The organism is Rhizobium sp. NPDC092011, from assembly GCF_044756305.1.
GTDB lineage: Bacteria > Pseudomonadota > Alphaproteobacteria > Rhizobiales > Rhizobiaceae > Rhizobium.
In genome coordinates, this window is the sequence record NZ_JBIVSO010000004.1 from 283,699 (window position 1) to 299,828 (window position 16,130).

The 16,130-nt window shown below is 60.5% G+C and carries 15 protein-coding genes; 9 read left to right on the forward strand and 6 right to left on the reverse strand.

All coding sequences use genetic code 11. The features are described 5' to 3' along the window. Positions 1-27: 27 nt before the first annotated feature. Positions 28-1,230, forward strand: a complete 1,203-nt coding sequence (locus ACIQJ2_RS19705; protein WP_400674546.1) for a glycosyltransferase family 4 protein — start codon at positions 28-30, stop codon at positions 1,228-1,230. Here ACIQJ2_RS19705 and ACIQJ2_RS19710 read toward each other — a convergent pair. Next, positions 1,197-2,051, reverse strand: a complete 855-nt coding sequence (locus ACIQJ2_RS19710; protein WP_400674544.1) for a glycosyltransferase family 2 protein — start codon at positions 2,049-2,051, stop codon at positions 1,197-1,199. The genes ACIQJ2_RS19705 and ACIQJ2_RS19710 overlap by 34 nt on opposite strands. 184 nt (positions 2,052-2,235) lie before the next feature. Between ACIQJ2_RS19710 and ACIQJ2_RS19715 the strand changes: the two genes are divergently transcribed. From ACIQJ2_RS19715 to ACIQJ2_RS19730, 4 genes are all read left to right on the forward strand, one after another. Continuing rightward, entirely contained in the window at positions 2,236-3,750 is a 1,515-nt protein-coding gene (locus tag ACIQJ2_RS19715) for a lipopolysaccharide biosynthesis protein (protein WP_400674541.1), read from the forward strand. 70 nt (positions 3,751-3,820) lie between these two features. Further along, positions 3,821-5,551, forward strand: a complete 1,731-nt coding sequence (locus ACIQJ2_RS19720) for an alpha/beta fold hydrolase (RefSeq protein WP_400674539.1) — start codon at positions 3,821-3,823, stop codon at positions 5,549-5,551. Positions 5,552-5,614: 63 nt separating this feature from the next. Continuing rightward, positions 5,615-6,283, forward strand: a complete 669-nt coding sequence (locus ACIQJ2_RS19725; RefSeq protein WP_400674536.1) for a response regulator — start codon at positions 5,615-5,617, stop codon at positions 6,281-6,283. Further along, complete coding sequence (locus ACIQJ2_RS19730) at positions 6,273-7,688, forward strand: sensor histidine kinase (protein ID WP_400674534.1); 1,416 nt, start codon at positions 6,273-6,275, stop codon at positions 7,686-7,688. Before ACIQJ2_RS19725 ends, ACIQJ2_RS19730 begins: the two co-directional genes overlap by 11 nt. Positions 7,689-7,934: 246 nt before the next feature. Here ACIQJ2_RS19730 and ACIQJ2_RS19735 read toward each other — a convergent pair whose 3' ends face one another. From ACIQJ2_RS19735 to ACIQJ2_RS19750, 4 genes are all read right to left on the reverse strand, one after another. Further along, on the reverse strand, positions 7,935-8,816 hold the full coding sequence (locus ACIQJ2_RS19735; RefSeq protein ID WP_199094836.1) for an ABC transporter permease: 882 nt from the start codon (positions 8,814-8,816) through the stop codon (positions 7,935-7,937). Between the two features lie 14 nt (positions 8,817-8,830). After that, positions 8,831-9,649: an ABC transporter ATP-binding protein gene (locus ACIQJ2_RS19740; RefSeq protein WP_199146307.1), complete on the reverse strand. Its 819-nt coding sequence runs from the start codon at positions 9,647-9,649 to the stop codon at positions 8,831-8,833. Between the two features lie 121 nt (positions 9,650-9,770). Next, a complete protein-coding gene (locus ACIQJ2_RS19745; RefSeq protein WP_199146305.1) occupies positions 9,771-10,784 on the reverse strand; it encodes an ABC transporter substrate-binding protein in 1,014 nt (337 codons plus the stop codon). 249 nt (positions 10,785-11,033) lie between these two features. Further along, positions 11,034-12,047 (reverse strand): ABC transporter substrate-binding protein, encoded by a 1,014-nt coding sequence (locus ACIQJ2_RS19750; RefSeq protein ID WP_400674531.1) that lies wholly within the window; start codon positions 12,045-12,047, stop codon positions 11,034-11,036. Between the two features lie 275 nt (positions 12,048-12,322). Between ACIQJ2_RS19750 and ACIQJ2_RS19755 the strand changes: the two genes are divergently transcribed. The 3 genes from ACIQJ2_RS19755 to ACIQJ2_RS19765 all read left to right on the forward strand — a co-directional run bounded on the left by ACIQJ2_RS19755 (position 12,323) and on the right by ACIQJ2_RS19765 (position 13,825). Then, a complete protein-coding gene (locus ACIQJ2_RS19755; RefSeq protein WP_400674529.1) occupies positions 12,323-12,631 on the forward strand; it encodes a hypothetical protein in 309 nt (102 codons plus the stop codon). A gap of 192 nt (positions 12,632-12,823) precedes the next feature. Then, positions 12,824-13,282, forward strand: coding sequence for a helix-turn-helix domain-containing protein (locus ACIQJ2_RS19760; protein WP_400674528.1), 459 nt, complete (start codon positions 12,824-12,826; stop codon positions 13,280-13,282). 300 nt (positions 13,283-13,582) lie between these two features. Continuing rightward, a complete protein-coding gene (locus tag ACIQJ2_RS19765) occupies positions 13,583-13,825 on the forward strand; it encodes a hypothetical protein (protein WP_400674525.1) in 243 nt (80 codons plus the stop codon). 218 nt (positions 13,826-14,043) lie between these two features. Here ACIQJ2_RS19765 and ACIQJ2_RS19770 read toward each other — a convergent pair whose 3' ends face one another. After that, entirely contained in the window at positions 14,044-14,727 is a 684-nt protein-coding gene (locus ACIQJ2_RS19770; protein ID WP_199146295.1) for a TetR/AcrR family transcriptional regulator, read from the reverse strand. Between the two features lie 96 nt (positions 14,728-14,823). Here ACIQJ2_RS19770 and ACIQJ2_RS19775 point away from each other — a divergent pair, with 96 nt between their 5' ends. Then, positions 14,824-16,128 carry an efflux RND transporter periplasmic adaptor subunit gene (locus ACIQJ2_RS19775; RefSeq protein WP_400674522.1) on the forward strand — a complete coding sequence of 435 codons (1,305 nt, stop codon included), beginning with the start codon at positions 14,824-14,826 and terminating at the stop codon, positions 16,126-16,128. Positions 16,129-16,130 lie beyond the last annotated feature (2 nt).

Here is a 16,130-nt window from a genome sequence, read left to right on the forward strand (position 1 = left end):
CGTGGCATAGGGGTCGAGGGTGGATCGATGACATCGGCTGTTGCGGATAATCAGGCGAACAGGCAGGCCGCGCCGCTGATCGTGCATGTCGTGCGCCAGTTTCTGCCGAACAAGGGTGGCCTGGAAGATGTCGTTGCCAATCTCTGCCGGCAGTTGATCGCCCGTGGTTATCGCGTGCGCGTCGTCACCTGCAACAGCCTGTTCTCCGATCCCGACCGTGAATTGCTGGCCAACGAAACCATCGACGGGATTGAAATCGTCCGCATTCCCTGGTCAGGCTCCACCCGCTATCCGTTGGCGCCGCAGGCTTTCCGTCATATCGCCGACGCAGACCTTGTGCATGTCCATGCCGTCGATTTCTTCTTCGACGCGCTCGCCTGGGGCAAGCTCATGCACGGCCGTCCCATGGTTGCCACGACGCATGGCGGCTTCTTCCACACATCCAAATACGCCGCGATCAAGAAGATCTGGTTCAACACGGCGACAAGGCTTTCGGCACTCGGCTACAACTCCGTCATCTGCTGCAGCCAGTCCGACGCCAAGCTTTTTTCAAAGATCGCCAAAAGCCGCGTCCGTCTCATCGAAAACGGCGCCGATGTGGCCAAATTCGCCAATTGCGCTGCCCTGGAGGCGCGTCGCCGCATCGTCACCATCGGCCGGTTCTCGGTCAACAAGCGGCTCGATCGTATGCTCGACGTCATGAAGGTGCTGGCTGCCCGCCACACCGACTGGCATCTCGATATCATCGGCGCAGTCTCGGATCTCGACCGGCCGACGCTCGAAAGGGAAATCGCCGTTCGTGGCCTGCAGCGGAACGTCTCCTTGCATGTGTCGATCGACGAATGCTCGATCCGCAACATCATCGCGCGCGCGTCGCTCTTTGCCTCCGCCTCGGAATATGAAGGCTTCGGCCTGGTGGCGATCGAGGCGATGAGCGCGGGTCTCCTGCCCGTACTGAACACCAACGAAGCCTACAAGGCGATGGCCGAAACCCATCCGGCCCTGATGCTCTCGGATTTCTCCAATCCGCAAGCAGCGGCCGATAGCCTGACCGCAGCTTTCGAACGCCTTCAGGCCGACGACCTCACCCTGCGGCAGGAATTGCTGCGCGACGCCCGAGCCTATGCCTGGGACGAGGTGGCGCAACGCTATATGGATGTCTATGCCGAAACCCTGACGCCGAAGGGCACGCCGCCTCAGTTGCTGCGCCAGCGCGGCCAGGCCGCATAACCTTCCAGGATCCCCATGAGCCAGGCGCGCCTGTAACGCGCGGCATCAAGGTTGAAACGGACCAGAGCCAAAAGCCAGCCGATAAGGGGCCGAAGCAACCGATACGCCACATAAGGCAACGGAAAGGCTTGCTTGCGAATAAGCGCACCGAAGCCCCGCCCGTATTTGCGCGCCCGCTCGACCTGTCGCGGACCATAATCCGTTGTGACCCGGTCGTGATGAACGATCAGGTTCGGGAAGAACCTCACCCGCTTGCCGACGGCCAGAGCCCGCAACAGAAAATCTGCTTCTTCGCCGCTCTGAAAAGGGGAGTGCGAGCCGACGCCGAGATTTTCATCGAAACCGCCAATTTCGGCAAGCGCAGCACCGCGCACGAAGATCCCGTTCGAGTTGCCGCACTTGAGATAGTTCCAACGGGTCAATGCGAGCTCCACCTCGCCGGTCGGGCTGACGGAGGATATCCCTTCCGCATCCAGCGTCCGGCCGGTGACGATCGCAAGCTCCGGATGATTGATGAACAACGTCTCGGCGGTGACGAGCGTATCAGGCTCGTACCAGCAATCGTCGTCCGGAAAACAGACATAGTCGCCCTTGGCGACCGCAATGCCATTGTTGCGTGCCCGCGAAAGTCCTTTTGGCGACCGGATGTGCCGGATGGTGAATTGAGCCACGAAACGTTCGATGAGGGTATGGAGACGATCATCAACATTCTGGTCGACAACGATCACCTCGAAATCGCGATGGCGTTGATCGACCAGCGAGCGAAACAGGCGCTCGAGCTGGTCGAAGCGATCGACCGTGCAGACGATGAGGCTGAACAACGGAACCCTCCGGGCAAGTCCGATGCGGCCAACATCAGAGGAACGAATATTAGCCGAAGTAAAAAGTGAACTTGGTGCAGCATTAAACCCTAAATATTAAGGCATATGAAATAAAGCTGACGCTATCTCCACGAAGAGCCGACATGTGCATTGAGTTTCGGCGAATTGAGGGACGGTCATCTTCATGACGAAGAGCATCATGGCAAATTCGGTATTGAACGCGGTGGCGGGTTTGAGCCTGCTCGCGACCGGCTTTGCATGTTCGATCATCGCCGCGCGCCTGCTCGGCCCGGAAGCCAACGGTATCATCGCCTTCTCACTGTGGCTGACGACGACGGGAGCGCTCGTTGCCGAGCTCGGCGCCGGCGTTACCTTGCTGCGCCTGCTGCCGCAATTGAAGGGACGAGGCTATTCGACGGAGGAGCGGCTGGGCTTTGCCGCCTATCTCCTGCAGCCGACCATCCTTGCAACGGTGGTCCTGCTCGTTGGCTATACCGCCTATTATTGGGATACGGAGCGATTGCATTGGGCCGGCGACGCATCCGCGGTCGTTGCCATCACCGGCGTCTTCTTCGTCCTTCAGTCGCTCGGCGCCTATAGCAAGAATTACCTGATCGGCGAGCAGCAGCTCGGCGTATTCCTGCGCCTCACCCTGATGAGCTCGGGGTTGCAGCTCGTAACCGTACTCATCGGCGCGATCTTCTATGGCGTGAGCGGCGCCCTTGCCGGCTACGCGATCGGCCAGCTGCCGATGTTCTTCGCGACCCTCAGGATCGCCATCGCCCGCAAAAACAGCTGTGGCGTCGGGCTCGCCTCGCTCGTCAGCTCCTCGCTTGTTCTTTCCGTCGAGCTCATCAACAGCTCGATCTTCCTAAACCGCATCGAGCTGTTGTTCCTGCAGCATTACTGGGGCATCGAAGCGGTCGGCTTCTATGCCGTCGGCCTCTCGCTCGCCAATCTGGCGTTGCAGCTACCGGTGCAGCTGAGCGGCAGCCTGCTGCCCTATTATTCCGAGCAGATGCATGCCCGCGCTTCCGACAAGCTGCCGGTGCACGTCTTTGCCGGCGTGGCGCGTAGCTTGGCCTACATCACCCTGCCGATGAGCTTCGGCCTTGCCGCCATCGCGCCCGAGCTGGTCGTGACGATCTTCGGCAAGCCCTTTGAGCCGAGCGGCAGCATGGTGGCGCTGCTATCGCTGACCGCGGCACCCTACGTCGTCATGCAGATCTGCACGCAATATCTCTATTCACTCGATCGCGTGCGTGAGCGCACCATTATCGGCCTCGTCGGAAGCGTGGTCATGGTCGCAGGCTGCTTCATCGCCGTGCCCTTCTATGGTGGCGAAGGCGCCGCGCTGGTCCGCTTCCTCGCCTTCACCGCCATCTGCCTGCTGATGGTGCGACGCATGGAATTCGAGGGATCGACGCGCGGAATGCTGATCAACCTCGCCAAGGTGACGATTGCAGCCATCTTTTGCGCCGCAGCCGCCTACAGCTTCGTTCAAGCCCTGCCGGGTATTGCAGGGCTGGTGGGCGCCGTCATTGCAGGTGCCCTCGCCTATGGCATCGCTCTCAGGCTGTTGAAAGCCGTGCCGGCCGAGGACATCGACGTCCTGCAGAAAATTGCGGCACGACTGCCCGCCCGCGCGCATCCGATTGCTATTCATGCTCTGGCGTTGCTGGCGCCGCGCCGAATGTGAGGAGAAGTTAATGGCTGGTTGGGGAGCCGCCGGAGATCAAAGTCAAGCGAGAAAGATAAGATCGGCAGCAATGCCCGTCACCTTCGCCGGAACGGTCGGGCTGTTCATGGCCGCCGCCAAGCCATCGACAGGCACGGCGGTGCTGTTTCTCAGCCCTTGGGGCTTCGAAGAAATGTGCGTCCGCAAGTTCTGGCGGATTCTCGCGGAAGATCTCGCTGATATCGGCATAGCCAGCCTGCGTTTCGACTATGCCGGCACTGGCGATGCTCTTGATGTCCTCGATGGCGGCGAAGGTTTGTCGCCATGGGAAGACACGGCGTTTGCCGCCGCGACAAAGTTGAAGTCGCTCTCCGGCTGCGAACGGCTCATCCTCATCAGCCAGGGCCTCGGCAGCACTCTCGCCGCTCCGCTGGCGGAACGGCTTTCCAATATCGACGGCATTGCCTTTCTCGCACCGGTCATCTCGGGGCGGGCGCATTTACGCGAACTGGCAATCTGGTCGAAGATGATCGACGAGAGCATGGGGCTTTCTGAAACGCAACGGCAGACGGAAGGCGTTACCGTTGCCGGCCTGCGCATGCCGGACACTGTCGCCGACGCCGTCAAGAAACTCAATCTTATGAACCTTGCCGGGCTCGCAACGCCGAACTGCCTGGTGCTGACGCGGCCCAATCGGCCCGGCGACGCGGACTTTGCCTGTCATGTCAAAGCACTGGCTCCGCATGTCGATCAGGCTGAATATGAAGGCTACGACGAGCTGGTGTCCAACCCGACTATCGCCGTGATGCCGGCGGAGACCGGCCGCGCGGTGGTGGCATGGACAGGATCGATCGCCGGCGAAACCCATGCCGCAGCGCCGGTCGGCTTCGAGGCGGCGAGCGCCGCACCTCTCGTCGGTGACGGCTTTGCCGAGACGCCGCTGCGTTTCGGCAGGAACCATCGCCTCTTCGGAATTCTCTGCGAGCCCGGGGGCAAACGGACCGGCGCTACGGCGCTGCTGCTGACCACCGCCTATGACAGGAATGCCGGCTGGGGGCGCATGTCTGTCATCATGGCCCGTGCGCTTGCCCGCGACGGCATTGCTTCGCTGCGCTTCGACACCGCCAATGTCGGAGATAGCCCACCGCTTCCAGATGCACCGGAGCAGGTGCTCTATTCACGGGAACAGCAGCACGACGTCGCCGAAGCGCTCGATTTGCTGGAAACTCGCAATCTTCTCCCGGCCTTTGTCGTCGGCCGCTGCAGCGGCGGTTATCTGGCCTTCCAGGCGGCGGTGCACGATGCCAGATGTCAGGGCCTCGTGACGGCCAATCCCTACAGCTTCTCCTGGGACGAAAGCCGATCGGTTGACGAAGCCCTGCGCTTCGCGCCACGATCCCTCGAAACCTACGGGCGGAAATTCCTGCAACTGGAAACGCTGAAGCGGCTGGTTGGCGGGCAGATCGACGCGAAAAGCGCCCTGCGCAACCTTGCTACAGTGCTGAGCCGTCGTGCGGCGCGTTCGGCCCGCAGGCTGCTCGGCGTGCTGCCTTTCCTCGCCGGCACGCAAGGGCCAGTCATCAATGGCTTCCGCACGCTCTCCAAGCGCCGGGTCGACATGTCGCTGATCTATAGCGCCCACGACATCGGTCTCGATCATCTCCATGAACATTTCGGACAAGATGCCTCCGGCCTGAAGCATTTCCCGGAGATACGTCTCACGCTCATTGCCGAGGCAGATCACAATCTGACCCCGCCCAATGCGCGCAGGATCTATCTGCAGGAGGTGAAGGAGATGGGATTGAGGCTTGGAAAGGCTTGAATCTCGACTGCAATCAGCGCCCGCAATACTCGCCATCTCAGGCCGTTGTTGTATAGTTAGTCCATGAGGCTCCTGATCGTCGAAGACAACCGCGAACTGGCGTCCTGGCTCGGCAAAGCGCTGCGTCAGGCGCAGTATGTCGTCGACATCGCCTATGACGGCGAGGATGCCGAGCACATGCTGAAGGTCGCAGCCTATGCGGTTGTTATTCTGGACCTCTCACTGCCGAAAATGGACGGGCTGACGGTGCTGAAACGCCTGCGCCAGAGCGGCAACAAGGTGCCGGTCATCATCCTGACGGCCAATGCCAGTCTCGACGGCCGAGTGGCCGGCCTCGACAGCGGCGCCGACGACTACCTCGCCAAGCCTTTCGAGATTGCGGAACTCGAGGCGCGCATACGTGCAGCCGTACGCCGCGGCCACGACCGCGCCGCTCCCGAGATCGCTGTCGGCGACTTGCTGTTCGATGGCGGAACCAGGCAATTCTACCTTGGCGGCGAAGCGCTGTCGCTGACCCCACGCGAACATGCCGTGCTCGAGCACCTCATCATGAAGGCCGGAACGACCGTGACCAAGACGACCCTCTCGGAGAGCATCTTCGGCTTCGACGATCTTGCCGATACCAGCGCCATCGAAATCTACGTCCATCGCGTTCGCAAAAAGCTCGAAGGCAGCACCGTGCAGATCGCGACGCTGCGCGGCCTGGGTTACCTCCTTCGCCATGCGCAATGAGGACGCCCCCCCGGCAAAAGGGCATCTCAGCCGAACTATTCGGGCATTGACGAGCAGTCTGCGCGCCCAATTGTTCGCCTGGGTGGTGCTGACATTGATCGGGGCGATCTGCGTCAATCTCTATCTCAGCTTTCGCTCGGCCGATGTCACCGCCAAGCTCGTCACCGACCGCATGCTGCTCGCCTCAGCCCGCGTCATTGCCGAGGCCGTGCATGTCGATCCCAACGGCAATGTCCAGCTCGACATTCCGCCGTCTGCACTGGAAATGTTTGATACGGGCTATGGCGATCGCGTCTTCTATCAGGTGGTGACCGCCTGGGGGAACCTCATAGCCGGCTATCCGGGCTTGCCGCGACCGAAGCGGCAGCAAACCGGCGAGGATATGACGTTTCGCACCGACGGGATGCGGCTGATGATGCTGGATCATCCGATCGTGGGCCTTGGTCAGGACAGCACCATTTCCGTTACGGTCGCCGTCACCCATCACAGCCAGTACGCGATGCGGCGTAGGCTATGGCTCTCGGATTTTACCAAGCAACTCGTGCTGGTGCTGATCGCCGGCCTCGTCACCATCCTCGGCCTGCAGCGTGGCCTGTCACCGGTGCTGCGGTTGCGCGACGCCGTCCGCGAACGCGGCCGCGAGCGGCTGGATCCGCTTGAACCGGACATGGTACAGAGCGAACTGCGCCCCTTGGTCCACGCCCTCAACGATCACATGGAACGCGTGCAGAACCAGATGGCGGCGCAACGGCGCTTCGTCTCCAACGCCGCCCATCAGCTGCGCACGCCGCTTGCCCTCATCTCGACGCAGGCAAGCGTGGCTGCACGCGAAACGGATGATCGCAGCCGCGACGAGGCGCTCGCCGCTCTGCGCTCCAGCACCCGGCATGTGACGCGGCTAGCCAGCCAGCTCCTGACACTCTCCCGCGCCGAGCCCGGCAGCCGCCGGCCGCGAAATGACACCATCGATCTCGCGGAAACGGCCCGGCAGGTGCTGCAGATCCTGGCGGAGGAAGCGCTGCGTCGAAATATCGACCTCGGGCTGGAAGCGGACGAAACACCGGTGCATGTCGAGGGCGACGGCACGATGCTGCGCGAGATGGTGGTCAATCTCGTCGACAATGCCCTGCGCTATACGCAGGCCGGCGGGCGGGTGACGGTCGGCATCGGGCGAGAAGGCGACACCGCACTGCTCTGGGTGGAAGATAACGGGCCGGGCATTCCGGAGGCAGAGCGCGCCCAAGTGTTCGAACGCTTCTACCGCATCATGGGCACCGAGCCGGAAGGCAGCGGCCTGGGACTTGCCATCGTCCGCGAAGTCGTCGACGGCGCCGGCGGCTCGGTTGCCCTTGGCGACGCGGCCGATGGCGGCCTGGTGGTCCGCGTGCGACTGCCGGCTGTTTGAGAGTGGTTCTCCATCACCCGCCCTCGTGGTTCGAGGCTTCGGCTTTTCGGCCTGCGCGCCTCACCATGAGGGCTAGCCTTCCGTGCAAAACCGGATATTGACTCCGTCATGAGCTGCAGCACTCGCTCCATCCTCACCCTGAGGAGCAAGCCTCGAAGGCGAGGGTGGCCCCCGGCTTCTGACTGACAAAAAAGGCCGGGCAAGATGCCCGGCCCCTGACCTTGGGAGGTACCAGTAATCGGCGGCCTAGTGCGTATCGAGGCTCTGCTGCGGACGCCAGCGCGTGATGTGGTTCTCGATGAGTGTCATCACGTATTCGGCGCCGAGCGTCACGATCATCACCAGAATGATCGCAGCATAGAGGCCGGCCGCGTCATAGGTGCCCTTGGCGATGGAGATGAGGTAACCGATACCGGCCAACGAACCGACGAACTCGCCGACGATCGCACCGATGATGGCGAAGGAGAACGAGACGTGCAGGCTGGCGAAGATCCAGCTCATCGCCGATGGCAGGATGACGTTGCGGGTGACCTGCCAGTTGGACGCGCCGAGAATGCGGGCATTGGCGATCATGTTGCGATCGGCTTCCCGCACGCCCTGAAAGGCGTTGGCGAACACGACGAAGAACACCATGATGAAGGCAAGCGCCACCTTGGAAGGCAGTCCCAGACCCATGATCATCACGAAGATCGGTGCGAGAACGACGCGCGGGATCGAGTTGATCGCCTTGATGTAGATCGACAGGATATCGGAAGCCAGCTTGTTGCGACCAAGAGCGACGCCGACAAGCACGCCGGCCACGGAGCCGATGACGAAGCCGATCAACGCTTCTTCCATGGTGACGCCGAGATGATACCAGAGCGAGCCGCTTTCGGTGCCCTCGGTGATCCACTCCCACATGCGCATCGCGATGCCGTAAGGGCTGGAATAGAAGAAGGGGTCGATCCAGTGCAGGTCCGAGGCGATCTGCCAGAGACCAAGGATGGCGGCGAGAATGGCGACCTGCCAGAACAGCACGACATATTTGCGCCGTGTCATCGCCTTCAGTGCTGCGGCTTCGATTTCCGCGTCCGAGGTGCCGGCGCGAAAGATCGGGGCGTTGCCTGCTTCAAGAGCTGTGTTTGCCATGATCAATCCTCCCCCTATGCCGCTTCCGCGGCACGGCGATAGCTGGTTTCGACTTCTTCGCGAAGGTCGTCCCAGATCGTCTTGCAATAATCGATGAAATTCTGCTCGTAGCGGATCTCTGAGACCACACGCGGGCGCGGCAGGTCGATCGTGTAGACCGATTTCACCGTCGCCGGGCCGGCTGTGAGCACATAGACCTTGTCGGCAAGAGCGACCGCCTCTTCGAGATCGTGCGTCACGAAAACCACAGAGGCCTGGCGTTCTGCCCAGAGCTTCAGAAGCTCTTCATGCATGACCGTGCGGGTCTGCACGTCGAGCGCCGAGAAAGGCTCGTCCATCAGCAGGATTTCCGGCTCGTTGATGAAGGTCTGCGCCAGCGACACGCGCTTGCGCATGCCACCCGAAAGCTGATGCGGATAGTGATGCAGGAATTTCGTGAGGCCAACGCGAGCGAGCCAGTCCTTGGCGCTCTTTTCGGCCTCAGCCTTCGACTTGCCGCGGAACAGCGGGCCGGCCATCACATTTTCGATGACGTTTTTCCACGGGAAGAGCGCATCCGTCTGGAAAGCGAAACCGACGCGCGGGTCGATGCCGTTGACCGGGCCGCCCATCAGGCGGACTTCGCCGGCGCTCGGCTTGGCAAGGCCGGTGACGAGGTTAAGCGTCGTCGACTTGCCGCAGCCCGTCGGTCCGACAACGGCAACGAATTCGCCGCGCTCGACGGTCATGTTGAAATCGCGCAGTGCGGTCAGCGACTTGCCGGTCGGGGATACGAAACGGCGACTGACATTGATGAGCTCGATCGCCGGGGTGCGGCGTTCATCCTGTTGCATGGTGCTGATCCTGACGCGTGCCTTTAGGGCGTGCACGCAAAGCCCAGTGAACTGCAAAGTCTCTTGAACTGCCGCTTCCGGAACTCGCCTGAAAACTGGCCGGAAGCGGCGTTCTGACTGCTTACTTGACGTTCTTCACGAATTCCGTGGTGTAGGTCTTCGACAGATCGATCGTCTTGCCCTTGACGTTCTTGGAGAACTGCGAGAGCACGGCGAGAACGGTCTTCGGACCATCTTCCGGCATCACGCCATCAGGCGTGAACATTTCCTTGCCGGCGTCGAGAGCCTTGATGTAGCCCTCCTTGTCGCCGACGTAGAAATCCTTCGGCATCTTTTCGGCGATTTCAGCGGCGGAGTGCGTGTTGATGAAGCGCAGCGTCTTCACGAAGGCGTTTGCAAGCTTCTGAACTTCATCCTTATGAGCGTCGACCCATGCGGCATCCATATAGAGCGAAGCGGCGGGATAGGTACCGCCGAGCGCTTCCTCGGTGCCCTTAAGCGTGCGCAGATCGACGAGAACCTTGGCTTCGCCCGTTTTCAGCAGGCGAGAAATCGTCGGCTCGGTGGTCATGCCCACCTGAATGGCGTCCTGCTGCATGGCGGCGATGAAAGTCTGGCCGGCACCGACTGGAACCGGCGTGATGTCGGCAGGCGACAGGCCGGCCTTCGATGCCATGTAGAGCGTTAGAAAGTTGGTGGACGAGCCGAGGCCGGTGACGCCGGCGCGCTTGCCCTTCAGATCGGCGAAGGACTTGATATCAGGATATTTGGACGACACCAGCTCGACTTCGCCGGGCGCCTGGCTGAACTGCACGACCGACTTGATGAACTTGCCTTTGGCCTGCAGGTCGACACAGTGGTCGTAGAAGCCGACGACGCCCTGGACTGCGCCCGCCAGCAACTGGTTTTCAGCGTCGACGCCGGCGGATTCGTTGAGGAGCTCGACCTCGAGGCCTTCATCCTTGAAGTAGCCGAGGGATTCGGCGAGCTTGGCCGGCAGATAGATCTGCTTTTCGTAGCCGCCCACCATGATGGAAATCTTGTCGGCCGCGTTGGCTGCCGTGGCTGCAAGCGAGGCAGCTGAGATGACAAGGGAAAGGGCTACGGTATGAAAAAGGCTGCGCGATGGACGCATCAATGTCTCCTCCAGATTGAATAGCTGCGCCACACGACGCTGCAAAAATGTGCTTCCTCCACGAAGCTCGGCGAACCTAACGTGGGCAACCTTTCAGTCAGCTTTCAGCACACAATCCCTGTAAGGCAGCATTGCAATTTTATTTCAGTGGGGCCGGCGGCACGATTATGGCCGCCGACGCTGTCTTCTACTTCGGGTAGGGAGATGAGGCCCCGAAGCATCCGGTCAAAACCGGAAGCGATACTGGAGCTACTTGGCCGCCTTCACGAACTCGGTCGTGTAGGTCTTCGACAGATCGATCGACTTGCCCTGAACATTCTTGGAGAATTCGGAGAGCACGGCGAGAACGGTCTTCGGACCGTCTTCGGGCATAATACCGTCGGGCGTGAACATCGCCTTGCCGTTTTCGAGCGCCTTCACATAACCTTCCTTGTCGCCGACATAGAAATCCTTCGGCATCTTGTCGGCGATTTCGGCAGCCGAGTGCGTGTTGATGAAATGCAGCGTCTTGACGAAGGCGTTCGCCAGCTTCTGCACTTCCGCCTTGTGATCCTTGATCCAGGACTCCTGCATATAGAGCGACGCTGCTGGATAGGTACCGCCCAAGGCGGCTCTTGTTCCGGCCATCGTGCGCATGTCGATCAGAACCTTGGCTTCCCCGGTCTTCAAGAGATGCGAAACAGTCGGTTCCGTCGTCATGCCGGCCTGGATCGCGTCCTGCTGCATGGCGGCGATAAAGGTCTGACCGGCCCCGACGGGAACGGAGGTGAAGTCCCCGAGCTTCAAACCGGCCTTGACGGCCAGATACTGCGTCAGGAAGTTGGTAGAAGAACCGAGGCCGGTGACGCCAAGGCTCTTGCCCTTGAAATCGGCGGCCGACTTGATTTCCGGATGCTTGGCCGACACCAGCTCCACCTCACCCGGCGCCTGACTGAACTGCACGACGGATTCGACGAATTTGCCCTTGCCCTGAAGATCGATGCAATGGTCGTAGAAGCCAACGACGCCCTGCACCGCGCCGGCAAGCATCTCGTTCTCTGCATCGACGCCGGCCGGCTCGTTGAGAAGCTCGACGTTCAAACCCTCGTCCTTGAAGTAGCCGAGCGCTTCGGCAAGCTTGGCCGGCAGGTAGATCTGCTTTTCATAACCGCCCACCATGATCGAGATCTTGTCGGCAGCCCGAGCGGCCGTCGCCGCAAACGTTACGGCAGTCACCGCGAGGGAAAGAGCCACTGAATATTTGAGAATGCCTGATGCACGCATGAAGTCCTCCTCTCCATTGATGTGCCCGTGTCGGCTGAACGCGGCACGGCACGCGCTTCCAGGTGAAGCGGGAAAGACATGCACATCCAACCTTTCATTGAGCTGAAAGGGGGTCTCGCAGACATTCCGGAGTAGAGAGCCCGATAGCATCGATGATTGCTATCGTCATCGCATTGCAGAGCCGGATCACTTTGCAACGAGAGGCATCGGCCGACCTTGGCAATTCCCCTCCGGCGACTATCTAAGACCTATCGCTTTCACCAAGAGGACGACCAATGAGAACGGCAGCCGCGGCTCTCATTTTGACGACGCTCATGACTGCCGCTCCAGCGGCGGCGATCTCACGCTATGAGTCGCCGGGCAAGGACTGCGCCGCCGTGCAGCAGCTCATAGCAAGCGAGCGCGCCGTGATTTTGCGCTATCCCGCCCGCAGCAACCGTCTGGTTCTTTATGATCGTTATGTGTCCGACAGCGCGCAATGCGGCATGTCCGACTATGCGGCACGCGCCTATGTTCCCACCAGGGACAATCCGCTTTGCCCGGTCTACAATTGCAAGCCGTCTTCCGTCTTCAATCCACATTGACGCGAATCGGCTTTTCTGCCGTTTATTCATCCGCCTTGACACAAGGCTTTACAGAAAAAAGACTTTTGGTTGAACTTTACTCATATTTAACACACATTTTGCGGGCAGGTTACGCACATGCCGCTTACTCTATTGTGTCGTAGGTAAGGTGGCGTCCACCGGGGCCCCCTATACTGATAAGGAGATTGCGCAGTGAGTGCAAAAGTACCGAATCCGATCGACGCTTACGTCGGCTCCCGTGTGCGCACACGGCGGTTAATGCTCGGCATGAGCCAGGAGCGGCTCGCCGAACAGATCGGGGTCACCTTCCAACAGGTGCAGAAATACGAAAAGGGCAGCAACCGCATCGGCGCCAGCCGGCTGCAGGCCATTGCTGGTGTTCTCGCCATTCCGGTTGCGTTCTTCTTCCAGCAGGACAGCAACCAGCCGCTGAACACCGACGGCCTGGGTACGATCAACGGTCTCGAAGATCTGTCGGAGTTCCTGACTTCCAAGGAAGGTCTGAACCTCAACAAGGCCTTCATGAAGATCACCGATCCGGGCATCCGCCAATCCGTGCTGACGCTGGTCAAATCCCTGGCGACTGCGTCCGAACCGCAGACCGGCCATACGGCGCGAGCAAGCGATACCTCGATCAGCCTTCACAGCTGAGGTTCGGGTGACCGAATAGAACAGAACAGAGGCGTGCATCGGCCCGATGCACGCCTTTGTTCTTTCAGCCTCGGCGTCATGCACCGTCATCGATCGCGAAAGAGGTATTTTACCTGCCGAACCGGCATCAAACTCCCTCCTCTCACGTCTCTTGGATTGCGGTTCGCACTTCTTCCACAATCAAAAATAGTGTCACGCTTTATGTCACGCGCCAAGCCGCGAAACACTCGTTATGATTTACTTATATTCTGGGCTGGATGCGGTTCGTCTGCCCGGAATCGGGGCAATAGAGGGTGTAGCATGACAGCAATATTTCCGATCGGAGCAACAAACCAGGATCCGGACTCTCTCAAGGAACTGGCATCGATCGCTCGGCTTATCACTTATGCGCGTCAGAGCGCGAAAAACCTCAATGCGGAGTTTCCGGTCTGGTGCCTGGATCTGGCACTGGGGGCGGTGCTGCAGGAAATGTATACGAACGGCCTGCAATCATCTTTGCTGGAAGAGGGCGCAGACGCGGCGAATATGGCCGTGGCACATTGACGGAGCCATATCAGGCTCTAAGGGCAACGTGTAAAATGCCGATATGGTTGGGGCACTCTATCGGCATCCTCGCGGAAGCAACAGAAATGCATCAGGGAAATCGAAAGACACAAGGTTTCCCGAAAGGGGCATGGCGGCTGTCAGCCCGCGGCGCCTGGAGAAACAATTGATGGAGCGCGCTCGCCATTCGAGGAAAGGCGGAAATACTCGGGGGTTGACTATCGGCCATTCGCGCGCGGCTGCACGCCAGCCACGAAAATTGCGATGCACTGCCGCAAGTGCCGCAAGCGTGTTTCCCGATCCGGCCAATCATTGGGGTGGCCGGGCTTAGAGGTCATCGCACCGAAAATCATCGTCATCAGCATGCGCGCGCCGCTTGGGATATCGCCAATCTCGATCAAACCGCGCTGACATTGCTGGTCCAGCCAGTCGGCGAGCATCTGCTGCGACTGTTTTGCCCCGTAGGTATGCAGCAGCATCGCGACCTCCGGATATTGCCGGGATTCGCTTATGGCGAGATGCACGAAGGCTTCGCGCTCGCGCTCCCTGGCTTCATCGATATCGATCATGAAAATCTGCTCAAGCGCCTCGTCGAGCGGCAGATTCTCGTTCGGGTCACGCGGCAAGGCCAGCATGGAAGCGCGATGCTCGGCGATAATCGCCATGAAGAGATCCGTCTTGCCGGGAAACAGACGATAAAGGGTCTGTTTCGAGATCTTGCAGCGCGCAGCGACGAGATCCATCGTCGTACCGCCGTAACCCAACTCGTAGAATGTGTCGCGTGCCGCCTTGACGATTTCGGCCCGCCGCGCGTCGTCGCTGACAGTTTTTGGGCGGCCGCGTGGGCGGCGTATCGCGGCCTGATCCGCCTTGCCTCCCCGCTCTTTTGTCAGTACCTCCATCTTAACCTCGACGACCGAATGCGATTGACATTTCAAGTAATACAAATATTTTCCGTACGACCCCGTACTGTAAATAAGGCAACAGGAAATAGCAACGTGCGAAAGCTTGCCTCTTCCACCTCTGCATCCGTATCTCCCACGGTATCCACTCGCCTTCTGTCCACCCGCACGGCGCTGATCGCCGCGGGTGTTGCCGCCATGACGCTTTTGGCCGGCTGCAATGACCAGAAGGCCGCCCAGAACAATGCACCCGTCGTAAAGATCGACGTCAGCGCCATGGCGCTGCACCCGCAATCGGTCGCCATCACTGCCGAGCTGCCTGGGCGCACCAGCGCTTACCTCGTCGCAGAAGTGCGACCGCAGGTCGGCGGCATCATCCGCAACCGTAATTTCAAGGAGGGCAGCGAGGTCAAGGAGGGCGACGTCCTCTATGAAATCGACCCGGCCTCCTACCAGGCGTCCTACGACAGCGCCGCGGCAGCCCTGCAGAAGGCGCAGGGCGCCGTGCCGAGCGCCCAGTCGAAGGTGGACCGTTACAAGAGCCTCACCCAGCAGGACGCGGTCAGCAAGCAGAATCTGGACGATGCGATTTCCACGTTGGCGCAGGCGAATGCCGACGTGGCATCCGCGAAGGCGGCCCTTGAAACGGCACGCATCAATCTCGACTACACCAAGATGCGCGCGCCGATCAGCGGTCGTGTCGACGCCTCCACCGTCACCGTCGGAGCTCTCGTGACCGCCGCCCAGACGACGGCGCTGACCACGATCCGCAAGCTTGATCCGATCAATGTCGACGTCACGCAATCAAGCACCAATCTGCTCGAGTTTCGTCGTGCGGTTGCCGACGGCCGGCTGAAGACCAGCGGCGACAACGTCTCGGTTCACCTGACGCTCGAAGACGGCAGCCAGTACAAGGAAACCGGCACGCTGGAATTTGCCGAATCCTCGGTTGCCGAAACGGTCGGCACGATCACAGTGCGCGCCACCTTCCCCAATCCCGATCGCATCCTGCTGCCAGGCATGTACGTGCGCGCCACCATTCAGGAAGGCATTGCCGAAAACAGCTTCCTCGTGCCCCAGCGCGCCGTTTTCCGCAACACCAAGGGCGAGCCGACAGCCATGTTCGTGACCGCCGACAACAAGATCCAGCAGCGCGTCATCAAGGTGCAGCGCAGCATCGGCAACAGCTGGCTCGTTAACGAAGGCATCAAGGATGGCGACCGCGTTATCGTCGAAGGTAGCCAGCGCGTCCGCGACGGCCAGGAAGTCACGGTCTCTCCCGTCACCATCGATGACGCAACCGGCGAAGTGAAGCAGGCAGCCGCCGCGGAAACCAAGTCCACGGAGCATGCCGAATTGGAAAAGACCGATATCAAGGCCGCCTCCGGCGCCCAGAAGTGAGA

Coding starts and splice junctions, on each gene's coding strand:
- ACIQJ2_RS19740 (WP_199146307.1), bottom strand. CDS start 9,649: ATGCAACAGGATGAACGCCGCACCCCGGCGATCGAGCTCATCAATGTC.
- ACIQJ2_RS19765 (WP_400674525.1), top strand. CDS start 13,583: ATGACAGCAATATTTCCGATCGGAGCAACAAACCAGGATCCGGACTCT.
- ACIQJ2_RS19735 (WP_199094836.1), bottom strand. CDS start 8,816: ATGGCAAACACAGCTCTTGAAGCAGGCAACGCCCCGATCTTTCGCGCC.
- ACIQJ2_RS19705 (WP_400674546.1), top strand. CDS start 28: ATGACATCGGCTGTTGCGGATAATCAGGCGAACAGGCAGGCCGCGCCG.
- ACIQJ2_RS19720 (WP_400674539.1), top strand. CDS start 3,821: ATGCCCGTCACCTTCGCCGGAACGGTCGGGCTGTTCATGGCCGCCGCC.
- ACIQJ2_RS19755 (WP_400674529.1), top strand. CDS start 12,323: ATGAGAACGGCAGCCGCGGCTCTCATTTTGACGACGCTCATGACTGCC.
- ACIQJ2_RS19730 (WP_400674534.1), top strand. CDS start 6,273: ATGCGCAATGAGGACGCCCCCCCGGCAAAAGGGCATCTCAGCCGAACT.
- ACIQJ2_RS19745 (WP_199146305.1), bottom strand. CDS start 10,784: ATGCGTCCATCGCGCAGCCTTTTTCATACCGTAGCCCTTTCCCTTGTC.
- ACIQJ2_RS19750 (WP_400674531.1), bottom strand. CDS start 12,047: ATGCGTGCATCAGGCATTCTCAAATATTCAGTGGCTCTTTCCCTCGCG.
- ACIQJ2_RS19770 (WP_199146295.1), bottom strand. CDS start 14,727: ATGGAGGTACTGACAAAAGAGCGGGGAGGCAAGGCGGATCAGGCCGCG.
- ACIQJ2_RS19725 (WP_400674536.1), top strand. CDS start 5,615: ATGAGGCTCCTGATCGTCGAAGACAACCGCGAACTGGCGTCCTGGCTC.
- ACIQJ2_RS19715 (WP_400674541.1), top strand. CDS start 2,236: ATGACGAAGAGCATCATGGCAAATTCGGTATTGAACGCGGTGGCGGGT.